At 72.0% G+C, this 21,566-nt stretch carries 12 protein-coding genes; 9 read left to right on the forward strand and 3 right to left on the reverse strand.

Translation table 11 applies throughout. The features are described 5' to 3' along the window. The first annotated feature begins 178 nt into the window (after window positions 1-178). The 5 genes from ACZ6ZQ_RS21435 (at window position 179) to ACZ6ZQ_RS21455 (ending at window position 9,237) form a co-directional block, all read left to right on the forward strand. Window positions 179-4,099: an FHA domain-containing protein gene (locus tag ACZ6ZQ_RS21435; protein ID WP_469770087.1), complete on the forward strand. Its 3,921-nt coding sequence runs from the start codon at window positions 179-181 to the stop codon at window positions 4,097-4,099. Window positions 4,100-4,330: 231 nt separating this feature from the next. Beyond that, window positions 4,331-5,743, forward strand: a complete 1,413-nt coding sequence (locus tag ACZ6ZQ_RS21440; RefSeq protein WP_469770088.1) for an ABC transporter substrate-binding protein — start codon at window positions 4,331-4,333, stop codon at window positions 5,741-5,743. A gap of 7 nt (window positions 5,744-5,750) precedes the next feature. Continuing rightward, entirely contained in the window at window positions 5,751-7,109 is a 1,359-nt protein-coding gene (locus ACZ6ZQ_RS21445) for a carbohydrate ABC transporter permease (protein ID WP_469770089.1), read from the forward strand. Beyond that, window positions 7,106-7,984: a carbohydrate ABC transporter permease gene (locus tag ACZ6ZQ_RS21450; RefSeq protein ID WP_469770090.1), complete on the forward strand. Its 879-nt coding sequence runs from the start codon at window positions 7,106-7,108 to the stop codon at window positions 7,982-7,984. Before ACZ6ZQ_RS21445 ends, ACZ6ZQ_RS21450 begins: the two co-directional genes overlap by 4 nt. A gap of 302 nt (window positions 7,985-8,286) precedes the next feature. Continuing rightward, window positions 8,287-9,237: a class I SAM-dependent methyltransferase gene (locus tag ACZ6ZQ_RS21455; protein WP_469770091.1), complete on the forward strand. Its 951-nt coding sequence runs from the start codon at window positions 8,287-8,289 to the stop codon at window positions 9,235-9,237. A gap of 140 nt (window positions 9,238-9,377) precedes the next feature. On the opposite strand, the gene ACZ6ZQ_RS21460 is transcribed toward ACZ6ZQ_RS21455, so the two are convergent. Continuing rightward, a complete protein-coding gene (locus ACZ6ZQ_RS21460) occupies window positions 9,378-10,844 on the reverse strand; it encodes a glycosyltransferase family 2 protein (RefSeq protein ID WP_469770092.1) in 1,467 nt (488 codons plus the stop codon). Between the two features lie 147 nt (window positions 10,845-10,991). After that, a complete protein-coding gene (locus tag ACZ6ZQ_RS21465; RefSeq protein WP_469770093.1) occupies window positions 10,992-11,600 on the reverse strand; it encodes a TetR/AcrR family transcriptional regulator in 609 nt (202 codons plus the stop codon). Window positions 11,601-11,749: 149 nt separating this feature from the next. Between ACZ6ZQ_RS21465 and ACZ6ZQ_RS21470 the strand changes: the two genes are divergently transcribed. The 3 genes from ACZ6ZQ_RS21470 to ACZ6ZQ_RS21480 all read left to right on the forward strand — a co-directional run bounded on the left by ACZ6ZQ_RS21470 (window position 11,750) and on the right by ACZ6ZQ_RS21480 (window position 14,766). Continuing rightward, a complete protein-coding gene (locus ACZ6ZQ_RS21470) occupies window positions 11,750-12,655 on the forward strand; it encodes an ABC transporter permease (RefSeq protein ID WP_469770108.1) in 906 nt (301 codons plus the stop codon). A gap of 10 nt (window positions 12,656-12,665) precedes the next feature. Next, window positions 12,666-13,445, forward strand: coding sequence for an ABC transporter ATP-binding protein (locus ACZ6ZQ_RS21475; protein WP_469770109.1), 780 nt, complete (start codon window positions 12,666-12,668; stop codon window positions 13,443-13,445). 67 nt (window positions 13,446-13,512) lie between these two features. After that, window positions 13,513-14,766, forward strand: a complete 1,254-nt coding sequence (locus ACZ6ZQ_RS21480) for a glycosyltransferase 87 family protein (RefSeq protein WP_469770094.1) — start codon at window positions 13,513-13,515, stop codon at window positions 14,764-14,766. A gap of 142 nt (window positions 14,767-14,908) precedes the next feature. Here ACZ6ZQ_RS21480 and ACZ6ZQ_RS21485 read toward each other — a convergent pair whose 3' ends face one another. Further along, window positions 14,909-19,885 (reverse strand): NAD-glutamate dehydrogenase, encoded by a 4,977-nt coding sequence (locus tag ACZ6ZQ_RS21485; RefSeq protein WP_469770095.1) that lies wholly within the window; start codon window positions 19,883-19,885, stop codon window positions 14,909-14,911. Window positions 19,886-20,398: 513 nt separating this feature from the next. Between ACZ6ZQ_RS21485 and ACZ6ZQ_RS21490 the strand changes: the two genes are divergently transcribed. Next, on the forward strand, window positions 20,399-20,965 hold the full coding sequence (locus ACZ6ZQ_RS21490) for a DJ-1/PfpI family protein (RefSeq protein ID WP_453659831.1): 567 nt from the start codon (window positions 20,399-20,401) through the stop codon (window positions 20,963-20,965). Window positions 20,966-21,566: the final 601 nt, after the last annotated feature.

Consider the following 21,566-nt stretch of genomic DNA (forward strand, 5'->3'; position numbering starts at 1 on the left):
AATCAAGATCACTTGATGCCGGCCCCCGGGCGTGTTGTCAGTGACGGATGCGAGGATGCCTCCAGCACGGAGTTGTGGGGTCGGGAGAGCCCTGCGGCCGTGCCGACCTGCCGGGTGGGGGGAATCACAGGGCGGCTCCCCTGCCGGGCACCCCGCGCAGAAGGGACCGCTGACGGCGATGCAGATCCGGCTGACCGTCCTCGCGCCGCGCAGCGGCCAGTCCGTCACCGCGGCCTCGGCCGCGCAGGCCGCCGGGCGCGTGTGCGATGTGCTCGTCACCGCCCCTGCCGGGACGGCGCTCGCCGCGGTGGCCTCCGGGCTCGCCGCGGCCGTGTCGGGACCGGACGCGCCGTCCGGGACGGTCGTGCTGTACGCGGGCCGGGAGCGGCTCGACGCCCAGCGGTGCGCGCTGGGCGAACCGCCGCTCGTGGACGGCGCGGTGCTGTCGCTCCAGGTCCCCGGTGAGGACGAGACGGCCGACGACGACGGCGGAGGCGTGCACGCCCAGCTCCATGTGGTCGCGGGTCCCGACGCGGGCGGGGTGCATCTGCTGCACGGCGGCCGGATCCGGGTCGGCCGCTCGGTGGAGGCGGATGTTCCGCTCGATGACCCGGATGTGTCGCGGCTGCACTGCGAGGTGACGGTCGCGGACGACGGCCGGGTCACGGTGGCGGACCTCGGCTCGACGAACGGCACGGCGCTGGACGGAGTGGAGGTCGGCCCCCGCCCGGTCCGGCTGGCCCCTGGCGCGCTGCTGCGGCTCGGCGAGTCCACCCTCCGGCTGACGGCGCCCGCGGGCGGCGCATCGCGGCTGTCGACGACCCCGGACGGCGAGGGCCATCTGCGGGTGCGGCGCGGCGGGTCCGGCACGGCGGCTCATGGCGACTCCGCCCTCGCGGAGCCGGGCAGCCCCGACCACGGCCGGGCGCGCCCGGCGGACAGGATCCCGTCCTGGGCCCGCCGGCGCGACGCGGACGCTTCGGAGGCGTCCGGGCCGGGCGGGGGCGACCGCGTGTCGGCGCAGCGTGCGCCCTCGGAGTCCGGCGGCCGGCCCACCGGCGGTGGTCCCTCCTGGACCACGACCGAGCGCCCGGGCGGCGCGTCCCAGGACCCGCCCTCGGAGTCCGGCGACGACGGCACCCCGAGCCACGGGCGGGCCGGGACATACGGGCACGGCACCCGTGATCCGCGGCCGGCCGCTCCCGGCGGCGGGACGGGGACACACGGGCCCGAGGTCCGCGGCGGACACGCGCCCGGGTCCGGCACAGGCACGGGCAGTGGCGGCGCGGGCCGGTGGGCCGCCCCGGGCAGCCGCGGGAGCTCCGCCGGCTACGGGCCGGCACCGGCCGGCGGCGCGACTCCTCATGGCGGCACGAGCACCGGCACGGGCACCCGCCCGGGCACCGGCACGGCCACGGGCGACACGGCACACGGCGCGGACCAGTGGACCGCCCCCGGCAGGCACGACGGCACTCCTGCTGTCGAACGCGGCACCGGCCGCACGCGCGCGGGCAGCGCTGACGCAGCCGATGGCGACGTCACACACGGCGCGGGCCACCGTACGGACGCGGGCCGGCACGACAATGCGCAGGGCGGCGCGGTCGGCGGCGGCCACGGCGGGCCGCGAGCCGACGGCACCGGGCCGGCCGGCGGGGACGCCACACACGGCGGCGGAGCCGACGCCCGAACCGGCACCGACCGAAGCGGCACAGGCCGGGGCGGGACAGGCGCATACGACACCAACCGGGGCACTACGGGCCGCCCGTACGACACCGGCACGGGCGGCACCGGCGCACACGACACCGGCCAGGGCGACACAGGCACGCACGGCACCGACCGGGGCGGCACAGGCGCAGACAGCACGGGACACGGCGAGGCGCGCGCGGCTCGCGACGGCAGTGGCACCTCCGGCGCAGGCGCCGGGCGGCGTACCCGGGGGGACGGCGGCGCGCGCAGGCGTGGCATAGGCGCCTGGGCGCGACGGCTCGCCGGGGCCAGGGAAGAGGCCCACGACGAGGGCGCCGCAGGCGCGGAGCCCGTTGCCGCCGCCACGACACCCGTCGTCGAGACCTGGCCCGATCCCGCCGCCGTGCTGCTCACCGCCCTCGGGCCGGGGCCGCGGCTGTGGGAGCGCGGGACCGGGCACCCCGAGGCGCTGGTCGTCCGGCTCGGCACCGCGGACCGCGCGGACACGCCCGCCGTCCCCGTCACCGTGGGGCTGCGCGAGGCAGGGTCGCTCGGGCTCGCCGGCCCTCGCGCGCGGCTCGCCGGTCTCGCCCGGTCCGTGGTGGCGCAGCTCGCCGCCCTGCACTCTCCTGCCGACCTGGAGATCGTGCTGATCAGCACGGACCGGGCCAGGCCGCTGGAGGAGCGCAAGCACGAATGGGGCTGGCTGGGCTGGCTGCCGCATCTGCGGCCCGCGCACGGCCAGGACTGCCGGCTCCTCGTCGCGTACGACAAGGACCAGGCCACCGCCCGGGCCGCCGAGCTGACCCGGCGGCTGGACGACGGGCCACTCGGCCCCGGCTGGCCCAGCGCGGAGCGCCGCGCGGTCGAGGAGACCGCCGCCAGGTACTCGGGGCCGCGGACGCTGGTGATCCTGGACGGCGATCCGGGTTCCGCCGCGCTGCGCGAGACCACCGCGCGGCTCGCCGGAGCGGGCGCCGCCGGGGGCATCCATGTCCTCTGCCTGGCCGAGACCCCGGCCGCCTCACCGCTCTCCCCGGTGGCGGCGACGTACGAAGAGGCCTGCGCGGCGTCGCTCGCGTTCCGGGAGTGCGGAGCCGTCGCGCTGCTCAGCGGCGATGTGGCGACGGCGCTGCGACTGCTGCGTACAGCCGCGGGACAGCCGGCCGGCCATGGCACGGTCGCCGCCGTGGACGCGGTGTCAGCGGCATGGGCCGAGCGGTTCGGGCGGGCGCTGGCCCCGCTGCGGGCCGACGCGGACGGCGCGTCGGCGGCCGGCCGGGCCATAACCGCGCCGCTGCCCCGGTCGGCCCGGCTGCTCGACGAGCTGGGTCTGGCCCGGGCCACCCCCGCCTCGTTGATGGCCCGCTGGGCGTCCGCCGCGGACGGTACGGCGGTGCTGGGCGCGGGCCCGCGCGGCCCGGTCGCCGTCGATCTCACCACGGAGGGCCCTCACCTGCTGATCGAGGGCCCGGCGGGCAGCGGCCGTACGGAACTGCTCCGCTCGATCGCCGCGTCGCTGGCCGCGGCCGGCCGGCCGGACCGGCTCGGGCTGCTGCTGGTCGACGGCGCGGGCGGTGAACGCGGCGAGGGCCTCGCGGCGCTCACCGAGCTCCCCCATGTCACCGAGCATCTGGTCGCCTCGGACCCGGTCCGGATGCGGGAGTTCGCGCAGGCGCTGGGGGCGGAGCTGAAGCGGCGGTCCGAGCTGCTCGGCAGGGAGAGTTTCACCGAATGGCACACACGGCGCGAGGTGTCCGAGCGGCTCGTCGGGCAGCGGCCGCCCAGCCCCGCGGAGTCGCGTGGCGATCCGGACCCGTCCGCCGGCGGCACGCTCAGGCTCCGCCCGGCCGGTGCCCGTACGAAGGCGGAGGCACCGCCGCCGCTGCCCCGGCTCGTCGTGCTCGCCGATGACTACGACGCCCTGGTCGCGCCGGCGCTCGGCAGCCCGGGGCGTCCGGCGGCCGGTTCCGTCGTCCGGGCGCTGGATGCCGTGGCCAGGGACGGCGAGCGGCTCGGCGTGCATCTGGTCGCGACATCCGCCCGTCCCGACCGGACGGCGGACACGGAGCTGGCGCACGGGGCGCGGCTGCGCGTCGTGCTGGACGCGCCGCCGGTGGCTCCGGGACCGGAGGACCCGGCCCCCGGCCGCGGCAGGCTGGGACATCCCGACGGCCGGGTGACCCCGTTCCAGGGCGGCCGGGTGACGGGCCGCATCCCCCGTACGGCGACCCAGCGGCCCACGGTGGTGGAGCTGGAGTGGGAACGGATGGGCGACCCCCCGGCCAGCCGCCCGGTCCGTGAGCTCGGCAACGGGCCTACGGACCTGGCGCTGCTGGCCAGTGCGCTGGACCGGGCGGCCCGCTCGGTCGAAGCGGCCCCGCTGCCGCCTCTGACCCCGGCCCGCTCCTGACCAGGCCATGGCAAGTGCCGGGGCCCTGACCCCGGCCCGCTCCTGACCAGGCCACGGCAAGTGCCGGGGCCCTGACAGCACGTCACGAGGCCATCACGATCACCCAGTTGACAGCGAAGGCGCTATTGCCTCACCCCTCCCCCGGGCGTAGACCTGACCGCACGGGACGGGAGCGGCGCTGCCTACGTCACGGCTGCGTCCCTCCACACGCGCGGGAGAGACGGGGCAGTGATGCGCACAACTCGCACAGCTCGCACGACTCGTACAGCTCGTACGACCGGTGCAGGTCGTAGGACTCGCAGCAGAGCCGTCGTGGCGCTCGTCGCACTGGGCGCGCTCGGCCTCGCCGGCTGTGGGAGCGACAAGGACGGCGGCGACGGAGGCGCGCCGGACGCGACGAAGGGCACACAGTCCGCGCCCACCGTGCAGCTGCCCAAGCTGGACGGGCAGAAGATCGAGGTCGCCGCGGTCTGGACGGGTCCCGAGCAGGAGAACTTCACGAAGGTTCTCAAGGAGTTCGAGAAGCGCACCGGGGCGACCGTCACCTTCGTGCCCGCGCAGGACCCGATCGTCAACTTCCTCGGCACGAAGATCGCCGGCGGGAGCCCGCCCGACGTCGCCATGCTGCCGCAGGTCGGCGCCGTCCAGCAGGCCGTGGCGAAGAAGTGGGCCAAACCCGTCGGCCCGGAGGCCAAGGCGCAGCTCGCCAAGAACTACGCCAAGGGCTGGCAGGACCTCGGCTCCGTCGACGGCACCGCGTACGGCGTGTACTTCAAGGCCGCCAACAAGTCCCTCATCTGGTACAACAACGCGGTCTTCGAGAACGCCGGCGCCACGGTCCCCAAGACCTGGAAGGAATTCCTGACGACGGCGGAGACGATCTCCGCGTCCGGAGTCACGCCGGTGTCGGTCGGCGGCGCGGACGGCTGGACGCTCACCGACTGGTTCGAGAACGTCTATCTCTCGCAGGCCGGCCCGGAGAAGTACGACCAGCTCGCCAAGCACGAGATCAAGTGGACGGACCCGTCCGTCAAGCAGGCCCTCACCACACTCGCCGAGCTGTTCGGCAAGCCGGAGCTGATCGCGGGCGGCGCGGACGGGGCGCTGCAGACGGAGTTCCCCAAGTCCGTCACGCAGACCTTCACCGGTGGTGACCAGCCCAAGGGCGCGATGGTCTTCGAGGGCGACTTCGTCACCGTCAACATCGCGGAGACCGGGGCGAAGATCGGTACCGACGCGAAGGTGTTCCCGTTCCCCGCGGTCGGCGCCGAGCCCCCGGTGGTGACCGGCGGCGACGCGGCGGTCGCGCTGAAGGACTCCAAGGGCGCGCAGGCGCTGCTGACCTTCCTCGCCTCTCCGGACGCGGCGAAGATCTGGGCGGAGTCCGGCGGCTTCATCTCCCCGAACAAGTCCCTGGATGTCGCCGCGTATCCGAACGACGTCCAGCGCGAAATCGCCAAGGCGCTCATCGCCGCGGGCGACGACTTCCGCTTCGACATGTCGGACCAGATGCCGCAGTCGTTCGGCGGCACGCCCGGCAAGGGCGAGTGGAAGGCCCTCCAGGACTTCCTGAAGAACCCGAAGGACGTCGCCGGCACCCAGCAGCGGCTGGAGGCCGACGCGGCCAAGGCGTACAAGAGCTGACGCCGCGATGACGCCCCCCAAGGCCTCTCCAGGAGCGGCGGAGGGCACCGGGCCCGCCGCCGCCAGGGGCGTACGCAAGAGTGTGACCGGCACCCGCCGCCTCGTCGCGGCCGGCTTCCTGTTGCCCGCGCTGGTGCTGCTCGGCGCGCTCGTGGTCTACCCGATCGGGTACTCGCTCCACCGGTCCTTCTTCGACCAGTCCGGCAGCGGTTTCGCCGGTTTCGGCAATTACGTGGAGATCTTCTCCGACGACACCATCCTGACCGCGGTCAAGAACAACGCGATCTGGGTGGTCGTCGCGCCGACCGTCGCGACGGCGCTCGGGCTGATCTTCGCCGTGCTCACCGAGCGGGTTCGCTGGGGCACGGCGTTCAAGCTGATCGTCTTCATGCCGATGGCGATCTCGATGCTCGCGGCGGGCATCATCTTCCGGCTGGTGTACGAGCAGGACCCGGAGCGCGGGGTCGCCAACGCGGTCTGGGTGGGCGTGCACGACACGTTCTCCGAATCGGCGGGCTTCACCCGGGCGCGTCCTCTTCCCGTCCATCCGCTGGAGGCGGCGGGCGGCGGGGCATTCATCACCAAGGAGCCGGTCACGTCGGGCACCGTCGTCCAGCTCCCGCTCGTCGGGGTCGCGCCCGCGAAGATGCCGGACGACGCGAAGCCGGCGAAGGCCCCGGTGACGGATCCCGGCAAGGTCACCGGCACCGCCTGGCTCGACTTCACCCGGGGCGGCGGCGGAAAGCCCAACGCCATCGACGTCGAGGAGCTGGGCCTCAAGGGCATCAAGATCGAGGCGGTCAGGGACGGCAAGGTCGTCGCCACGACCACCGCGGCCGCCGACGGTACGTTCTCCCTGCCCGAGAAAGCCGACGGCGCCTTCCTGCGGCTCCCCGGGAGCAACTTCCGCGAGCCGTACAACGGAGTCGACTGGCTGGGCCCGTCGCTGGTGACCCCGGCCATCATCGGCTCGTACGTGTGGATGTGGGCGGGCTTCGCGATGGTGCTGATCGCGGCGGGCCTGGCGGCTGTGCCGCGCGAACTCCTCGAAGCGGCACGGGTGGACGGGGCCAACGAGTGGCAGGTCTTCCGGAAGGTCACTGTTCCGCTGCTCGCGCCGGTGCTCGCGGTCGTGCTCGTCACGCTGATGATCAACGTCCTGAAGATCTTCGACCTGGTGTTCATCATCGCGCCCGGTTCGGCGCAGGACGACGCGAACGTACTGGCGCTCCAGCTCTACCGCTCCTCGTTCGGCACGGACGCGGACCTGGGCGTGGGCAGCGCCATCGCCGTACTGCTCCTGCTGCTGGTGATCCCGGTGATGCTGTTCAACATCCGCCGGATGCGAAGGGAGACGCGCCGATGAGCACCGACAGCACCGTCAAGGCGAAGCCGTCGCTCGCCGCCCGCATCGCCGCCCGCACCGGTGGCGGTGTGATGCGGGTCTTCCTCGTGCTGGTCGGCCTGTTCTGGCTGATGCCCACGATCGGACTGCTGCTCTCCTCGCTGCGCTCGCCCGCCGACATCAACGCGAGCGGATGGTGGGATGCCCTCACCGCACCCGCGCAGCTCACCGCCGAGAACTACTCCCGGCTGCTGCAGAACGAAACCATCACGCACTCGCTCCTCTCCACGGTCCTGATCACCGTCCCCTCGACGGTCCTGGTCGTCGTGATCGGCTCACTCGCCGGATACGCCTTCGCGTGGATGGAGTTCCCCGGCCGCGACTGGTGGTTCCTGGTCGTCGTCGGGCTGCTCGTCGTCCCCGTACAGGTCGCGCTCGTTCCGGTGTCCAAGCTGTTCGGCGCGATCGGGATCTTCGAGACGACCGTCGGCGTCGTGATCTTCCATGTCGCCTTCGGCCTGCCCTTCGCGATCTTCCTCCTGAGGAACTTCTTCGCGGAGATCCCGAGAGAGCTGCTGGAGGCCGCCCGGCTCGACGGGGCGGGCGAGGTACGGCTGTTCACGCGTGTCGTGATGCCGCTCGGCGGTCCCGCGATCGCCTCCCTCGGCATCTTCCAGTTCCTCTGGGTCTGGAACGACATGCTGGTCGCGCTGATCTTCGCGGACTCGGAGTCCCCGCCGATCACGGTCGCGCTGCAGCAGCAGGTACGGCAGTTCGGCAACAACATCGACGTCCTGGCACCGGGCGCCTTCGTGTCCATGGTGATCCCGCTCGCCGTGTTCTTCGCGTTCCAGCGGCAGTTCGTGTCCGGGGTGATGGCGGGCGCGGTCAAGTAACGAGCCCGCACAACACAGCGCGCGGCGGCGTCAACGGGACGCCGCCGCGCGTCTGCGTTCCGGCCTGTCCGCCGCCGATGTCCGCACACACGGTCGTCGTGCTCGATCGTGCGTGCGGCACTCCCGGGAGCGCCTCACGGGCAACATCCGCTCCTCACCCGCCCGCAATCGTCCCGACATGTGCGACCACTACGACCGGGTGCATGGCCTTAGGCCCTGGTCGACTCCCGCCCCGCGCCGGAGCCGCGCCGGCCGTCCGTCAGGACCACGTCCATCGCTGAGTCCCGAGAGAGAAGACACCCATGTCAAGGACGAGTGCACAGGTGCAGTCCCCCGCAGATGCCGCAGGCGCCGCCGCGCCTCTCGGGGACGAACTTCCCAGGCCCGCCCGGCTCGACGACGTCAAGGGCTGGTTCCGTCCGGTAGACCAGCTGCTCTTCGACTGGTTCCTGACCTACCAGCGCGACCACGGCCACGAGGGTGATCTGCTCGAACTCGGCGCGTACATGGGAAAGAGCGCGATCTTCCTCGGCCAGTACCTGCGGCACGGCGAGGAGTTCACGGTCTGCGACCTCTGGGACTCGCCCGCCCCCGACGTGTCCAACAGCGCCGAGATGAACCGGTCGTACGCGACGCTCACCCGTCGGGCCTTCGAGACCAACTACCTCTCCTTCCACGACGAGCTGCCGACTCTCGTCCAGGCCCCGACGTCGGTGATCTCCTCCCGGGTCGGGGCGGGCAGCTGCCGCTTCGTCCACATCGACGCCTCGCATCTGTACGAGCACGTCCACGGCGACATCGAGGCCGCCCAGGAGCTACTCACCCCGAGGGGCATCGTGGTCTTCGACGACTTCCGGGCCGAGCACTGCCCGGGTGTCGCGGCCGCCGTCTGGGGAGCGGTCGCCACCGTGCGGCTGCGGCCGGTCTGCATCACCGGCACCAAGCTGTACGGGACGTGGGGCGACCCGGAGGAGGTGCGGGAGGCGCTGCTCGGCTGGCTGGAGAAGCGGACGGACCTGTGGCACGGGGTGGAGGAGGTGGCGGGGGCGCCGCTGATCCGGATCGACGGCAGGAAGGCGAAGGCACCGGCGCATCCGGATTCCCGCCATCGGGCCGGGACGCCCGCGGCCGGGGCCCGGGAGCAGCGCGCCACCCCCGCGACACGGCGGCGGCGCGCCCCGCGCACCCGCCGGCTCGTACGTGACCTGCTGCCACCGCTGCTGACCCGGGCTCTGGTGCGTGCGCTCCGCTAGGCCGTGTCTGACAAATCCCGCCTGGCGCGCGACGCCCGGCACGCCCTCCCCCGTAGCCCTTCGGGCACGGGAGGTGCCCCCAGCACCAGACGCCGCCGGGCCCGCCCTTCGGGCGGACGACGCTACTTTGAAGACACTCCCTAGGGCCCAAGGCTTGGCCCCGGCCCTGGGCCTGGGCCCTCGCCCTGGCTCCTGGCCGGGGGCGGGCGGCGCAGGCCGACCGGGGCGACGGCGACGACGAGTTCGCGGGTCCCGTCGGCGGCCACGTTCAGCCGGTACGGGCGCAGTCCGCGCAGCCCGTGGGCCCGGTGGGGCGGGGCGCCGGCCACCACGGTGGCGGGGTGCTCGGTGCCGAGGAGGGCGGTGCGCAGACCGACCCTGGTACGGCCGGGCGGGAAGGCCTCGGCGGGGATCCGTACCTCGATCTCCGTACCGGCCCCGTCCGCGGCGGGCCGCAGCTCGATGCGGCAGCTCTCCGGGCCGGTATGTCCGACCGGGCCGGTGAGTCTGACCGGCGTCGCGTCGAGAGCGGCAAGGCCGGGCAGCGGGCTGCGGGCGCTGACGACGAGGGTGTGGCGACCGGGGCCGGTCCGCCGCCAGGCGGCGGAGACCAGGTCGGTGCGCAGGGGCGGTACGCCGTGGGCGGCCTCGTACCGGATGACGGAGAGGAGCCCTGGCAGGTCGCCTGCGCGTACGTAGGACAGGCGCAGCCGCAGTCCTGGCCGCAGCCGGGCGAGCACGGCCTCGCTGAGGTGGTCGGTGACCAGGCGGCGCAGCCCGGCGAACACCTGCCGCCGCACCGGTTCCGGCGCGGCCAGGAGGCCGGGGCCGGTCATGGCGGCCGCCTCCTCGGCGAAGTGGCGGTGGTGGAAGCCGTCGCGGACCGGACCGGGCCCGGTGAAGCGGGCGGTCACGGCCATCGCCGCGGCCGTCCCGCGCAGCAGGTCCTCGATCCCGGGGGCCGCCGGGTTCGGGTCGGTCGCGGCGAAGCAGTAGTCGTAGTCGGCCCGTACGGAGACGCGGCCGGCCCGGAAGAGTGCTTCGAGGGTGAAGGCCTGCCCGGCGAGGGCTTCGGGGACGTCCTCGCAGAATCGCAGCCCGTGCCGCTGGAGCGGGTCCCGGCGGAACAGCTTGGTGGGGGACAGTTCCCAGGGCAGCCCGGGATGGTCCAGCGGCAGGTCCGGCTCGGTGCGGGTGAGCAGGGACCGGGACGCGGCCGCGATCTTGGCGTGGACGACGTCGGAGCCGTGGATGTCGGCCGCGTCGACGAGCCGCTCCAGCGCCTCGCGGCCGAGGAAGTCGCCGGCTTCGAGGAAGAACAGATACCGGCCGCGGGCTTGTTCGACGGCCTGGTTGGCGGTGCCGGGACGGAGCAGGGTGCACAGGCCGGGGTGGCGCGCGGAGAACCGTTCCAGCTCCGCCACCCGGCCTCTGTCGGGGGACGCTTCGCCGACGGCGACGGCGATCACTTCGATGCGGTCCTCGCCGATGGTCTGCCCGGCGAGCGAGTCGAGGCACCGGGCGAGGCACGGCACCTCCTCGCGGACCGTGACGACGACGGTGACGTCGGGGACATCAGGGACGTACGCCGTGGCCGGTGAGCTCATGAGGTGCCCTCCGCTCGCCTCGGGCGCGCCGTCCGCCCGCCCGAGACAGCAACGACCCCCTGTCGGCGCGGGCTACGCACCGGCGGCGCCCGTTCACCCGCTCGGCCCAGCGCGCCGGCCCCGTGAGGGACCGTCAGCACGTGCGGGTCAGCTCCGTGTCATCGCCGCCACCGCCGAGGCGGCCAGGTCGTCCAGGTAGCCCTTGGGCAGGTCGCTGCGGACGACCACCAGCCGCCAGTACAGCGGGCCGACGATGAGGTCGAGAGCGCGGTCCGGGTCGGCCGTCCCCGGCAGCTCCCCGCGGGCGACCGCGTCGCGTACCACCAGCGCCGCGACACCCTGATGGGGGTCGAGCAGGGCGGCCTTGATGGCGTCGGAGATCTCCGGATGGCGGGCGGCCTCGACCAGGAGGTCGGGGATCACCTGGGAGGCCACGGGGTGGCGCAGGGCGTGCGAGGCCACTTCGAGGAGAGCGCGGACGTCCCCGTACAGCGAACCGGTCGACGGTGCGGGCAGCCCCTGCGCGGCGAAGGCCGAGACCAGGTCGAGGACGAGTGACAGCTTGGACTTCCATCGCCGGTAGACCGCGGTCTTGCCGACGCCCGCCCGGCGCGCGATGCCCTCGATCGACATCCGGGCGAAGCCGACCGCCGCCAGTTCCTCGAAGACGGCTGCGCGGATCGCTTCGGTCACGTCCTCCCGGAGCACTGCGGCTCCCGCGGGGGCGCGTCGTGGGGTTCCCGGGTCCGTGGTCATGCCCAGGAGCATACCCATCACGACGAGACGATTGCGTTTCGACGTAGATCCGCCCTACCCTTGCCGTAGCGACGATACGGGTCCGTCCCATCGCCAGCGCTTCCCCTGCACCCGGCGAGAGCGAGCGAGTGACCAGCGTGAGCAGCAGCATGAGCAGCGTGCCGTCGACCCGGCTCGCACCCCCCGCGGAAAGCCTCGGCGAGCTCGCCGCCCGGCACGGACTGACCGTGAGCGGGGCCCGCCCGACGCTCGGCGCGTACATCAGGCAGCTGTGGGCGCGCAGGCACTTCATCACCGCGTTCGCCACGGCCCGCCTCACGGCCCAGTACAGCCAGGCGAAGCTCGGGCAGGTCTGGCAGCTGATGACCCCGCTGCTCAACGCCGCGGTCTACTACTTCATCTTCGGCGAGCTGCTCGACACCGCCCGCAATGTGCAGGACTTCGTACCGTTCCTCGTCACCGGCGTCTTCGTCTGGACCTTCACGGCCAACTCGATCACCGCCGGCACCCGCGCCATCTCGGGCAACATCGGGCTCGTACGGGCCCTGCACTTCCCCCGCGCCGCACTCCCGATCGGTCTCGCCCTCCAGCAGCTCCAGCAGCTGATGTTCTCCATGGGTGCGCTGGTCGTGATCCTCATGTGCTTCGGGAAGTTCCCGCAGGCCTCCTGGCTGCTCGCCGTCCCGGCACTGCTGCTCCAGGCCGTCTTCAGCACCGGCATCTCGATGGTCGTCGCCCGGCTCGCCGCGCGCACCCCCGACATCGCCCAGCTGATGCCCTTCCTGCTGCGCACCTGGATGTACGCGTCGGGCGTGATGTGGAGCATCCCGGCGGTGCTCGCGCACCGGCACCCGCCGCACGCGGTGATCCTGGCCCTGCAGTGCAATCCGATCGCCGTCTACATCGACCTGATGCGCTTCGCGCTCATCGACAGCTACACCTCCGCCCAGCTGCCGCCGCATGTGTGGGCGGTCGCCCTCGGCTGGGCCGTGCTCTTCGGAGTGGGCGGATTCCTGTACTTCTGGAAGGCGGAGGAGCAGTACGGCCGTGGCTGAGACAGCAACCATGAACGACGCAGCGAGCAGGACCCCGACCGTCGTCGTCGACGGCGTCCACATCACCTACAAGGTCAACGGCGGAAGGACCGGCCGCGGCAGCGCCACCGCCGCGCTCAGCCGGATCATCTCCCGCAAGCCCGGCAGGAGCGGCGGCCGCGAGGTGCACGCCGTCAAGGGCGTCAGCTTCGCCGCGTACAAGGGCGAGGCGATCGGCCTGATCGGCTCCAACGGTTCGGGCAAGTCCACCCTGCTGAAGGCGATCGCGGGGCTGCTCCCGACGGCCAAGGGCCGGATCTACACCCACGGCCAGCCCTCGCTGCTGGGCGTGAACGCGGCGCTCATGGGCGATCTGACCGGTGAGCGCAACGTCGTCCTCGGCGGGCTCGCGATGGGTATGTCCCGTGACGAGATCCGCCAGCGCTACCAGGAGATCGTCGACTTCTCCGGGATCAACGACAAGGGCGACTTCATCACCCTGCCGATGCGGACGTACTCGTCCGGCATGGGCGCCCGGCTCCGGTTCTCCATCGCCGCGGCCAAGAGCCATGACGTGCTGCTCATCGACGAGGCGCTGGCGACGGGCGACGCCAAGTTCCAGCGGCGCAGCCAGGAGCGGATCGCCGAGCTGCGTGAGGAGGCCGGCACGGTCTTCCTGGTCAGCCACAGCAATTCGGCGATCACGACGACCTGCGACCGCGCGCTCTGGCTGGAGTCCGGCACGCTGCGGATGGACGGTCCGGCGAAGGAGGTCGTCGCGGCGTACGAGGCCTTCACCAAGAAGAAATAGCCACAACTCCACATGGATCTGCATGGATCCACATGGAGCTGAACAGAACGGACTAGGGTGCGGGTCGATGACGACCCAGCGGGCCGCCGCGCCCGAGCCCTCTCCGTCCCCCGCTCCCGCCTTCTCCTCCCCTTCCTCATCGCTGCCCGCTCGTCTCGCCCTCGGCGCCGTCTGGACCGCGAGCCGGCTCGGGATGCTCGCCCTGCTGCTGCGGGACGACCTCGGCTTCGGAGGCGTCTCCCGCGAGGTGCACGTCCTCTACACCCGCTGGTACGAGGAACTCGGCCGGGGCACGTTCCCCCTGGGCGATCCGACATGGCAGTACCCGCCGGGCGCCGGGGCGGTGATCCTCGCCCCCGCCCTCCTCCCCTGGCTGAGCTACTTCCAGGCCTTCGTGGCGCTGACACTGCTCGCCGACGCGGCCGTCACCCTGGCTCTCGCCAAGGCCGGCGGAGCCCGTGGTACCGGAGCCTGGATGTGGACGTGCGGGCTGCCCCTCCTGCTGCACATCCCGCTCGCCCGCTACGACGTCCAGGTCACCGCCCTGGCCGTACTCGCACTCCTCGCCATGCACCGCCGCCCGCGGCTCGGCGGGGCGCTCGCCGGACTCGGCGCTCTGGTCAAGGTGTGGCCGGCGCTGACACTGCTGGGCACCCCCCGGGGCCGTACCACCCGCGCGGCCTGGGCCTCGGCGGCCACCGCCGCCGTCGCACTCCTCGCCGTCCTCGCCGTCGGCTTCTCCCACCCCCTTGGCTTTCTGCGGCAACAGGGCGGCCGTGGCGTCCAGATCGAGTCGCTGGGCGGCACCGCGCTGGCACTGGCCCGGCTGTTCGGCAGCGGCGGACGGGTCGTGTACCGCTACGGGGCCTTCGAGTTCACCGGCCCGTATGTGACGAGCGTGGCCCGTCTCTCCCTCCTGCTGACCGCCGCCGCCTTCTGCTGGCTGCTGCTGTGGCGGGTACGGGCAGGGCGCGGCCACCGGTCGGAGGCCACGCCGTTCGACGCCGCGCTCTGCGCCGTCCTCCTCTTCACCGTCACCAGCCGGGTCATCAGCCCGCAGTATCTGATCTGGCTGCTCGGCCTGGCCGCGGTCTGCCTCACCTCCCGGCACACCACCCAGCGCCCGGTCGCCCTGCTGCTCCTGCCGGCGACCGCGCTCAGCTCACTCGGGTATCCGGTGCTGTACGAGGACGTCATCGGGGCCACCCCCCTCGGCTGCGCGCTCGTGCTCGTACGGAACGGCCTGCTCCTCGCCGCGGCCGTGCTCTCGGCCCGTCGGCTGTGGGCCGCGACGGCACGAAGCCCGGGAGAGGAGCCATGAGAGGAAGGGCACGAGAAAGAAGGCATGAGAAGGAAAGCATGAGAAGGAAGGCCCGAAGGAGAAGGCGCACACAAGAGAAGGCACGCGAAAGGGGCGCGCACCGTGATGGTGCGCGCCCCTGACTCACATCAGAGCGTCAGCGTCAGCTGTGCGTACGCAGCAGTTGGCGCATCGTCCGCATAGCGACCGACAGGTTCGCCAGGTCGAACGTGTCCGAGCCCTGGATCTCCTCCAGCGTCGTCCGCGCCCGGCCCAGGATCGCCGCGTTCTTGTCCTCCCACGCCTTGAAGCGGTGCTCCGGCGTCGAGGAACCGTTGCCCACGGAGAGCACATCCGCGGTGAGCGCGGCGTGCGCGGCGTACAGGTCCTCGCGGATGGAGGCACGGGCCATGGACTGCCAGCGGTCGGCCCGCGGCAGCTCGATGATCCGGTCCATCAGCTCGGTGATCCGCAGCCGGTCGGCCAGGTCGTAGTAGATCTCGGCGACGGCCAGCGAGTCCTTGCCCGTACGGTCCGCGATGGCCACGATGTCGAGCGTCGGGAAGGCGGACGAGAATCCGGCGACCCGCATGGCCAGGTCCTCCGGGACCCCCGCGGCCGTGAACTCCTCCAGCAGCCCCTGGTACCACTCCAGGTCGGCGCCGCGGAGCATCTTCGGCAGCTCGGCCCACACCTGCTCGACGCCCGAGGCGAAGAAGTCGATCGTCTCCGTCAGCTCCAGCGGCTGCGGCCGGTTGCCGAGCAGCCAGCGCGTGCCGCGCTCGACAAGACGGCGCGAGTGCAGCCGCATCCGCGTCTGCACGTCGGCGGCGACCCTGTTGTCGAGCGCCTCGACAGCGTCCCACACCTCGCCGAGACCGAAGATCGCTCGGGCGGCGGTCTGCGCCCGGACGATCTCCTCGACCGACGCCCCGGTCTCCTCGCGGAGCCGGTGCAGGAAGGTCGAACCACCGGTGTTGACGGTGTCGTTGACCAGGACCGTCGTCACGATCTCGCGGCGCAGCGGGTGGCCGTCGACCGCCTCGGTGTACGTCTCCCGCAGCGGCTTCGGGAAGTACGCGTGCAGCAGACCCCGCAGATACGGGTCGTCCGGCAGCGAGGTGCCGATCAGGTCCTCCGCCAGCGTGATCTTGGTGTAGGCGAGCAGGACGGCCAGCTCGGGCTGGGACAGGCCCCTGCCGGAGTTGAGCAGCTCACGGATCTGACGGTCGTTCGGCAGGAACTCCAGCGCCCGGTCCAGGGCGCCGTCCCGGCCGAGCCGGCGCATGAAGCGCTGGTGGGCGTGGAGCAGGCTGGGCGACTGGGCGACGGCGTTGGTCAGGGCCACGTTCTGCGCGTAGTTGTTGCGCAGCACCAGCTTGCCGACCTCGTCGGTCATCTCGGCAAGCAGCTTGTTCCGCTGCTTGACGGTCATGTCGCCATCCGCGACAAGGCCGTTCAGCAGGATCTTGATGTTCACCTCGTGGTCGGAGGTGTCCACGCCCGCGCTGTTGTCGATGGCGTCGGTGTTGACCCGGCCGCCGCCGCGTGCGAACTCGATACGGCCGAGCTGGGTCAGGCCCAGGTTGCCGCCCTCGCCGACGACCTTGACCCGCAGCTCGTCGCCGTTGACGCGGATGGCGTCGTTCGCCTTGTCGCCGACATCGGCGTTGGACTCGGTGACGGCCTTGACGTACGTGCCGATGCCGCCGTTCCACAGCAGGTCGACCGGCGCCTGCAGGATCGCCTTCATCAGGTCGGCCGGGGTCATCTTCGTGACCCCCTCCTCGATGCCGAGGGCCTCGCGGACATGCGCGTTGACCGGGATCGACTTCGCACTGCGGGGGTGGATGCCGCCGCCCGCGGACAGCAGCTCCTTGTTGTAGTCCGCCCACGACGAGCGGGGCAGCTCGAACAGTCGGCGGCGCTCGGCGTACGAGACGGCGGAGTCGGGCTCAGGGTCGATGAAGATGTGGCGGTGGTCGAAGGCCGCGACCAGCCGGATGTGCTCGGAGAGCAGCATGCCGTTGCCGAACACGTCACCGGACATGTCGCCGACGCCGACTGCGGTGAAGTCCTCGGTCTGGGTGTCGTGGCCCAGCTCGCGGAAGTGCCGCTTCACGGACTCCCAGGCACCGCGGGCCGTGATGCCCATGCCCTTGTGGTCGTAACCGGCCGAGCCGCCCGAGGCGAAGGCGTCGCCGAGCCAGAAGTTGTACGAGAGCGCGACCTCGTTGGCGATGTCGGAGAACGTCGCGGTGCCCTTGTCGGCGGCGACGACGAGATACGTGTCGTCCTCGTCGTGGCGCACCACCTCGGCCGGCGGCACGACCTCGCCCGCCACCAGGTTGTCGGTGATGTCGAGCAGCGCCGAGATGAAGGTCTTGTAGCAGGCGATGCCCTCGGCGAGCCAGGCGTCACGGTCCACGGACGGGTCCGGGAGCTGCTTGGCGACGAAGCCGCCCTTGGCGCCGACCGGCACGATGACGGTGTTCTTCACCATCTGCGCCTTGACCAGGCCGAGGATCTCCGTACGGAAGTCCTCGCGCCGGTCGGACCAGCGCAGACCGCCGCGCGCGACCTTGCCGAAGCGCAGGTGCACGCCCTCGACGCGCGGCGAGTACACCCAGATCTCGTACGCCGGCCGGGGCGCCGGCAGATCCGGGATGGCCTGCGGGTCGAACTTCATGGACACGTAGGCGTGCGGCTCGAAGCCCTCGGCCTCCTGGAAGAAGTTCGTCCGGAGGGTGGCCTTGATGAGCGTGAGGAAGGAGCGGAGGATCCGGTCCTCGTCGAGCGAGGCGACCTGGTCGAGGGCCGCGTCCAGCTCCTCCAGCAGGGCGTCGATCAGCTCGGTGCCGGCGCGCTGGCGGTCCGGCGCCATACGGGCCTCGAAGAGGTTGACCAGCAGCCGGGTGGTGTGGACGTTGTTGAGGAGGGTGTCCTCCATGTAGTCCTGGCTGAAGGTCGAACCGGCCTGCCGCAGGTACTTGGCGTAGGCGCGCAGCACCACGGCCTCGCGCCAGTTGAGCCCGGCGCGGAGCACGAGCGAGTTGAACGTGTCGTTCTCCGCGGCACCGGTCCACACGGCGGAGAAGGCGTCCTGGAAGCGCTCACGGGCGTCGTCGCCGAGGTAGTCGCCGCCGTTGCCGCTCGGGGTCGGCATCCGCAGACCGAAGTCGTAGATCCACGCGTGCGTGCGGTCCGCGCAGCGCAGTTCGTACGGGCGCTCGTCGAGGACCTCGACGCCGAGACGGTTCAGGACCGGCAGCACGGAGGAGAGGGAGACCTGCTCGCCCGGCCGGTAGATCTTGAAGCGGCGCTCGCCGGGCGCTGCGCCCACCGGCTCGTAGAGGGAGAGCGAGAAGCCCTCGCCGGAGCGCGAGAGCTGCTCCAGGTGGACCAGGTCGGCGACCGCGGCGCGAGGCGTGTGGTCGGCCTTGTAGCCCTCGGGGAAGGCGTTGCCGTACTTGCGCAGCAGCTCGGCCGCGTGCTCCTCACCGAGCTCGGCGTTGAGCGCCTCGGCGAAGCCGTCGGCCCACGAGCGGGCGGCCTCGACGAGCCGGGCCTCGATCCGCTCCTTGTCGGAGTCGGTGAGGTGGGTCAGCTCGGTGCCGGGCGCCACGCGCACGACGAAGTGCAGCCGGGTGAGCACCGACTCGGTGCTCATGAGGGTGAAGTCGACGCTGGTGCCGCCCAGCTCCTCCTTGAGGATGCCGGTCAGGCGCTCACGGACGGTGGTGTTGAAGCGGTCGCGCGGCAGGTACACGAGGGCCGAGTAGTAGCGGCCGTACTCCTCCTGGCGCAGGTACAGCCGCAGCCTGCGGCGCTCCTGCAGGTAGAGGACGCTGGTGACGATCTCGCGCAGCTCGTCGGGCGGGGTCTGGAACAGCTCGTCGCGCGGGTACGTCTCCAGGATCTGCAGCAGGTCGCGGCCGTCGTGGCTGTGCGGCGAGAAGCCCGCGCCGTCGAGGACCTCGGCGACCTTGCGGCGGATGACCGGGACGCGGCGCACCGACTCGGTGTACGCGGCCGAGGAGAACAGACCGAGGAAGCGCCGCTCACCGGTGACGTTGCCCTCGGCGTCGAACTTCTTCACGCCGACGTAGTCGAGGTACGACGGGCGGTGGACGGTGGCGCGGCTGTTGGCCTTGGTCAGGATCAGCAGCTTGTGCTCGCGAGCCTTGGCGCGGGCATCGGCGGGCAGCCGGTTGAAGGAGGGGCTCACGGGGTGGCCGTGGGCGTCGTCGCCGCTGTGGTGCGGGTCGGAGCGGAGGATGCCGAGGCCGGTGCCGGGGACGGCGGCCAGCGCGTCGCCGTCGACGAGGTTGTACTCGCGGTAGCCGAGGAACGTGAAGTGGTCGTCGGAGAGCCAGCGCAGCAGCTCGCGGGCCTCGTCGACCTCCTCGTCGCGCAGGTCGTCGGCGGTGGGCTCGCCGGGCAGCTCCTCGGCGATGCGCAGCGCCGCGTCGCGCATCTTCTCCCAGTCCTCGACGGCCTCGCGGACGTCGGACAGGACACGCAGCAGGTCGGACGTGATCTGCTTCAGATCGGCGCGGTCGGTCTCGCGGTCGATCTCGACATGGATCCAGGACTCGACGAGCGCATCGTGCGGCAGCTTGGCGCCCTTGCCGTTGCTGCCGTCACCGGTGGCGTGACCGCTGGAGTCGCCGCTGAGGACCTCGATGAGCTTGCCGGTGACGTCACGGCGCACGACGAGCTGCGGGTGGATCACCACATGGATGCCGCGGCCCTGGCGGGACAGCTCATTGGTCACGGAGTCGACGAGGAACGGCATGTCGTCGGTGACGACCTCGACGACGGAGTGGCTGCACGTCCAGCCGTTCTCCTCGACGGTCGGGGTGTGCACCCGGACGTTGGCCGTGCCCTGCGGGCGGTTCTCCGCCAGCCGATAGTGCGAGACAGCTGCGCCGAAGATGTCGACGGGGTCGCGGTCGGCGAGGTCCTCGGGGGCGGTGTGCAGGTAGTAGCGCTGGAGGTAGGCGAGGAGGGCGTCCTGGTCAGGACGGTCCCCGCTGTCGGACCCAGTCGGAAGTTGTCCCCCGCCCGGGCTGTGCTCAGCTACCCGTGCGGCCCTCTCGAGCAGCTCGGCCTTGGCTTCGTCCAGCTTGGTCTGCATGTCCTCTGGCTCCTGTCGCGCGCCGTTGCGTGACGTAGGTGGAAAAGATGGCACAACGCCACGACGCGGGGTGTCCGGTCGGGGTCGACGCTATGCCGGGATGAGAGATGTCCGGGCCGATATCGGCCAATGTGGGAGACGGGCCCGGTAGGTGACCGCGACGCGGTCCACGCGGTTCACGCGATCCATACGATCCATGCGGTTCACACGGTCCGGAGAAGGGCCCGGGTCCACAGGGAAGATCAGCTCGCACCCGGCCGCTGTGGCGTACCGGGCGCAGGCCGGGGGCTTCGCTGCCCCCACGGCATATCGCGCTGATCACGGGTCAAGGCTATCGCTCCGCCCCCCTGACCCGTCATGAGCCGTATGTGTACAAAAGCGGGGCCGGAAGTTTGACACTCTGGACAGCGACACATGCCCTCTTGGCAAACAGCCGCGGGGGAGGCAGGTTGGCGTGAGGGGCCGAAGGCCGACAAATCGATACAGACAAATCGATACAGGGGAGCAGTAGCCATGAGCGCGAAGATCCTGATCGTCACCGGCGACGCAGCCGAGTCCCTGGAGGTCCTGTACCCGTATCAGCGGCTGCGCGAGGAGGGGTACGAGGTCCACATCGCGGCCCCGGCCCGCAAGAAGCTCCAGTTCGTGGTTCATGACTTCGAGCCGGGCTTCGACACGTACACGGAGAAGCCGGGCTACACCTGGCCCGCCGATCTGGCCTTCTCGGAGGTCGATCCGGGCGACTACGTCGCGATCGTCATCCCGGGCGGCCGGGCCCCGGAGTACCTCCGCAACGACCCCGAGCTCCGCAAGATCCTCAAGTCCTTCTTCGACGCGGACAAGCCCGTGGCCCAGATCTGCCACGGCCCCCTGCTGACGGCCGCCACCGGCAGCCTCACGGGCCGCAGAGTCACGGCCTATCCGGCCCTCGAACTCGACATGCAGGCAGCCGGTGCCTCCTTCCAGGACACCGAGGCCGTGGTCGACGGCACCCTGGTCTCCTCCCGCGCCTGGCCCGACCACTCCGCCTGGATGCGCGAATTCCTCACGGTCCTGCGCGCGAAGGCACCGCTGAGCTGATCCAGCGCGGGGGGGCTTCGGCCCCGGACCCGGCGGTACGGGGCACGGGTGCGGTGGGCGCGGCCAGTGTGTCCGTCCTCAAGCTCCCCCTACGCCCTGCGGCGTGGGGGGACCCCCAGACGGGCTTGGGTGGTCGGGGTTGTCCGGGACCGGGCGGTTGCCGTCCGGGGCCGCTCCGGGGCTCGTATCCGGGACGGGCATGATTTAACGGCGCGCCACCCGGTACCGCACGGGCCTCGCCCTCGTCGCGCGCCACAAATCACGCTTCAGTGTCCCGAACACGACCCCTGCACGTCCCCGGAACTGCGTACCCGTGGGGGCTGACCCCGGTGGTTGGTGTCCACCGGCCCGCAGGCGAGCAACGACCGCAGGGCCCGACACCGGGACTACGATCCGCACCCGGGGGCCGGCCCTGGGGCGGGGCCGTGCAGGGTCGCCCCCGCAGAAAATCGGGCGGTGGTTCCGGATGACGCCGTATCCACCGATTTCCGAGGAGGCGAGCCCGGAGGGGCCCAGCCCCACCACCCACCGGCGCACCCCGAGCCCGTCTGGGGGTCCCCCCACGCCGCAGGGCGTAGGGAGAGCTTGAGGACGGACACAC

This window comes from Streptomyces sp. NPDC053673, from assembly GCF_055585225.1.

Bases quoted from the DNA above. Each gene is read 5' to 3' on its own strand.
- ACZ6ZQ_RS21435 (WP_469770087.1), top strand. From the start codon at position 179: ATGCAGATCCGGCTGACCGTCCTCGCGCCGCGCAGCGGCCAGTCCGTC.
- ACZ6ZQ_RS21440 (WP_469770088.1), top strand. From the start codon at position 4,331: ATGCGCACAACTCGCACAGCTCGCACGACTCGTACAGCTCGTACGACC.
- ACZ6ZQ_RS21445 (WP_469770089.1), top strand. From the start codon at position 5,751: ATGACGCCCCCCAAGGCCTCTCCAGGAGCGGCGGAGGGCACCGGGCCC.
- ACZ6ZQ_RS21450 (WP_469770090.1), top strand. From the start codon at position 7,106: ATGAGCACCGACAGCACCGTCAAGGCGAAGCCGTCGCTCGCCGCCCGC.
- ACZ6ZQ_RS21455 (WP_469770091.1), top strand. From the start codon at position 8,287: ATGTCAAGGACGAGTGCACAGGTGCAGTCCCCCGCAGATGCCGCAGGC.
- ACZ6ZQ_RS21460 (WP_469770092.1), bottom strand. From the start codon at position 10,844: ATGAGCTCACCGGCCACGGCGTACGTCCCTGATGTCCCCGACGTCACC.
- ACZ6ZQ_RS21465 (WP_469770093.1), bottom strand. From the start codon at position 11,600: ATGACCACGGACCCGGGAACCCCACGACGCGCCCCCGCGGGAGCCGCA.
- ACZ6ZQ_RS21470 (WP_469770108.1), top strand. From the start codon at position 11,750: ATGAGCAGCGTGCCGTCGACCCGGCTCGCACCCCCCGCGGAAAGCCTC.
- ACZ6ZQ_RS21475 (WP_469770109.1), top strand. From the start codon at position 12,666: ATGAACGACGCAGCGAGCAGGACCCCGACCGTCGTCGTCGACGGCGTC.
- ACZ6ZQ_RS21480 (WP_469770094.1), top strand. From the start codon at position 13,513: ATGACGACCCAGCGGGCCGCCGCGCCCGAGCCCTCTCCGTCCCCCGCT.
- ACZ6ZQ_RS21485 (WP_469770095.1), bottom strand. From the start codon at position 19,885: ATGCAGACCAAGCTGGACGAAGCCAAGGCCGAGCTGCTCGAGAGGGCC.
- ACZ6ZQ_RS21490 (WP_453659831.1), top strand. From the start codon at position 20,399: ATGAGCGCGAAGATCCTGATCGTCACCGGCGACGCAGCCGAGTCCCTG.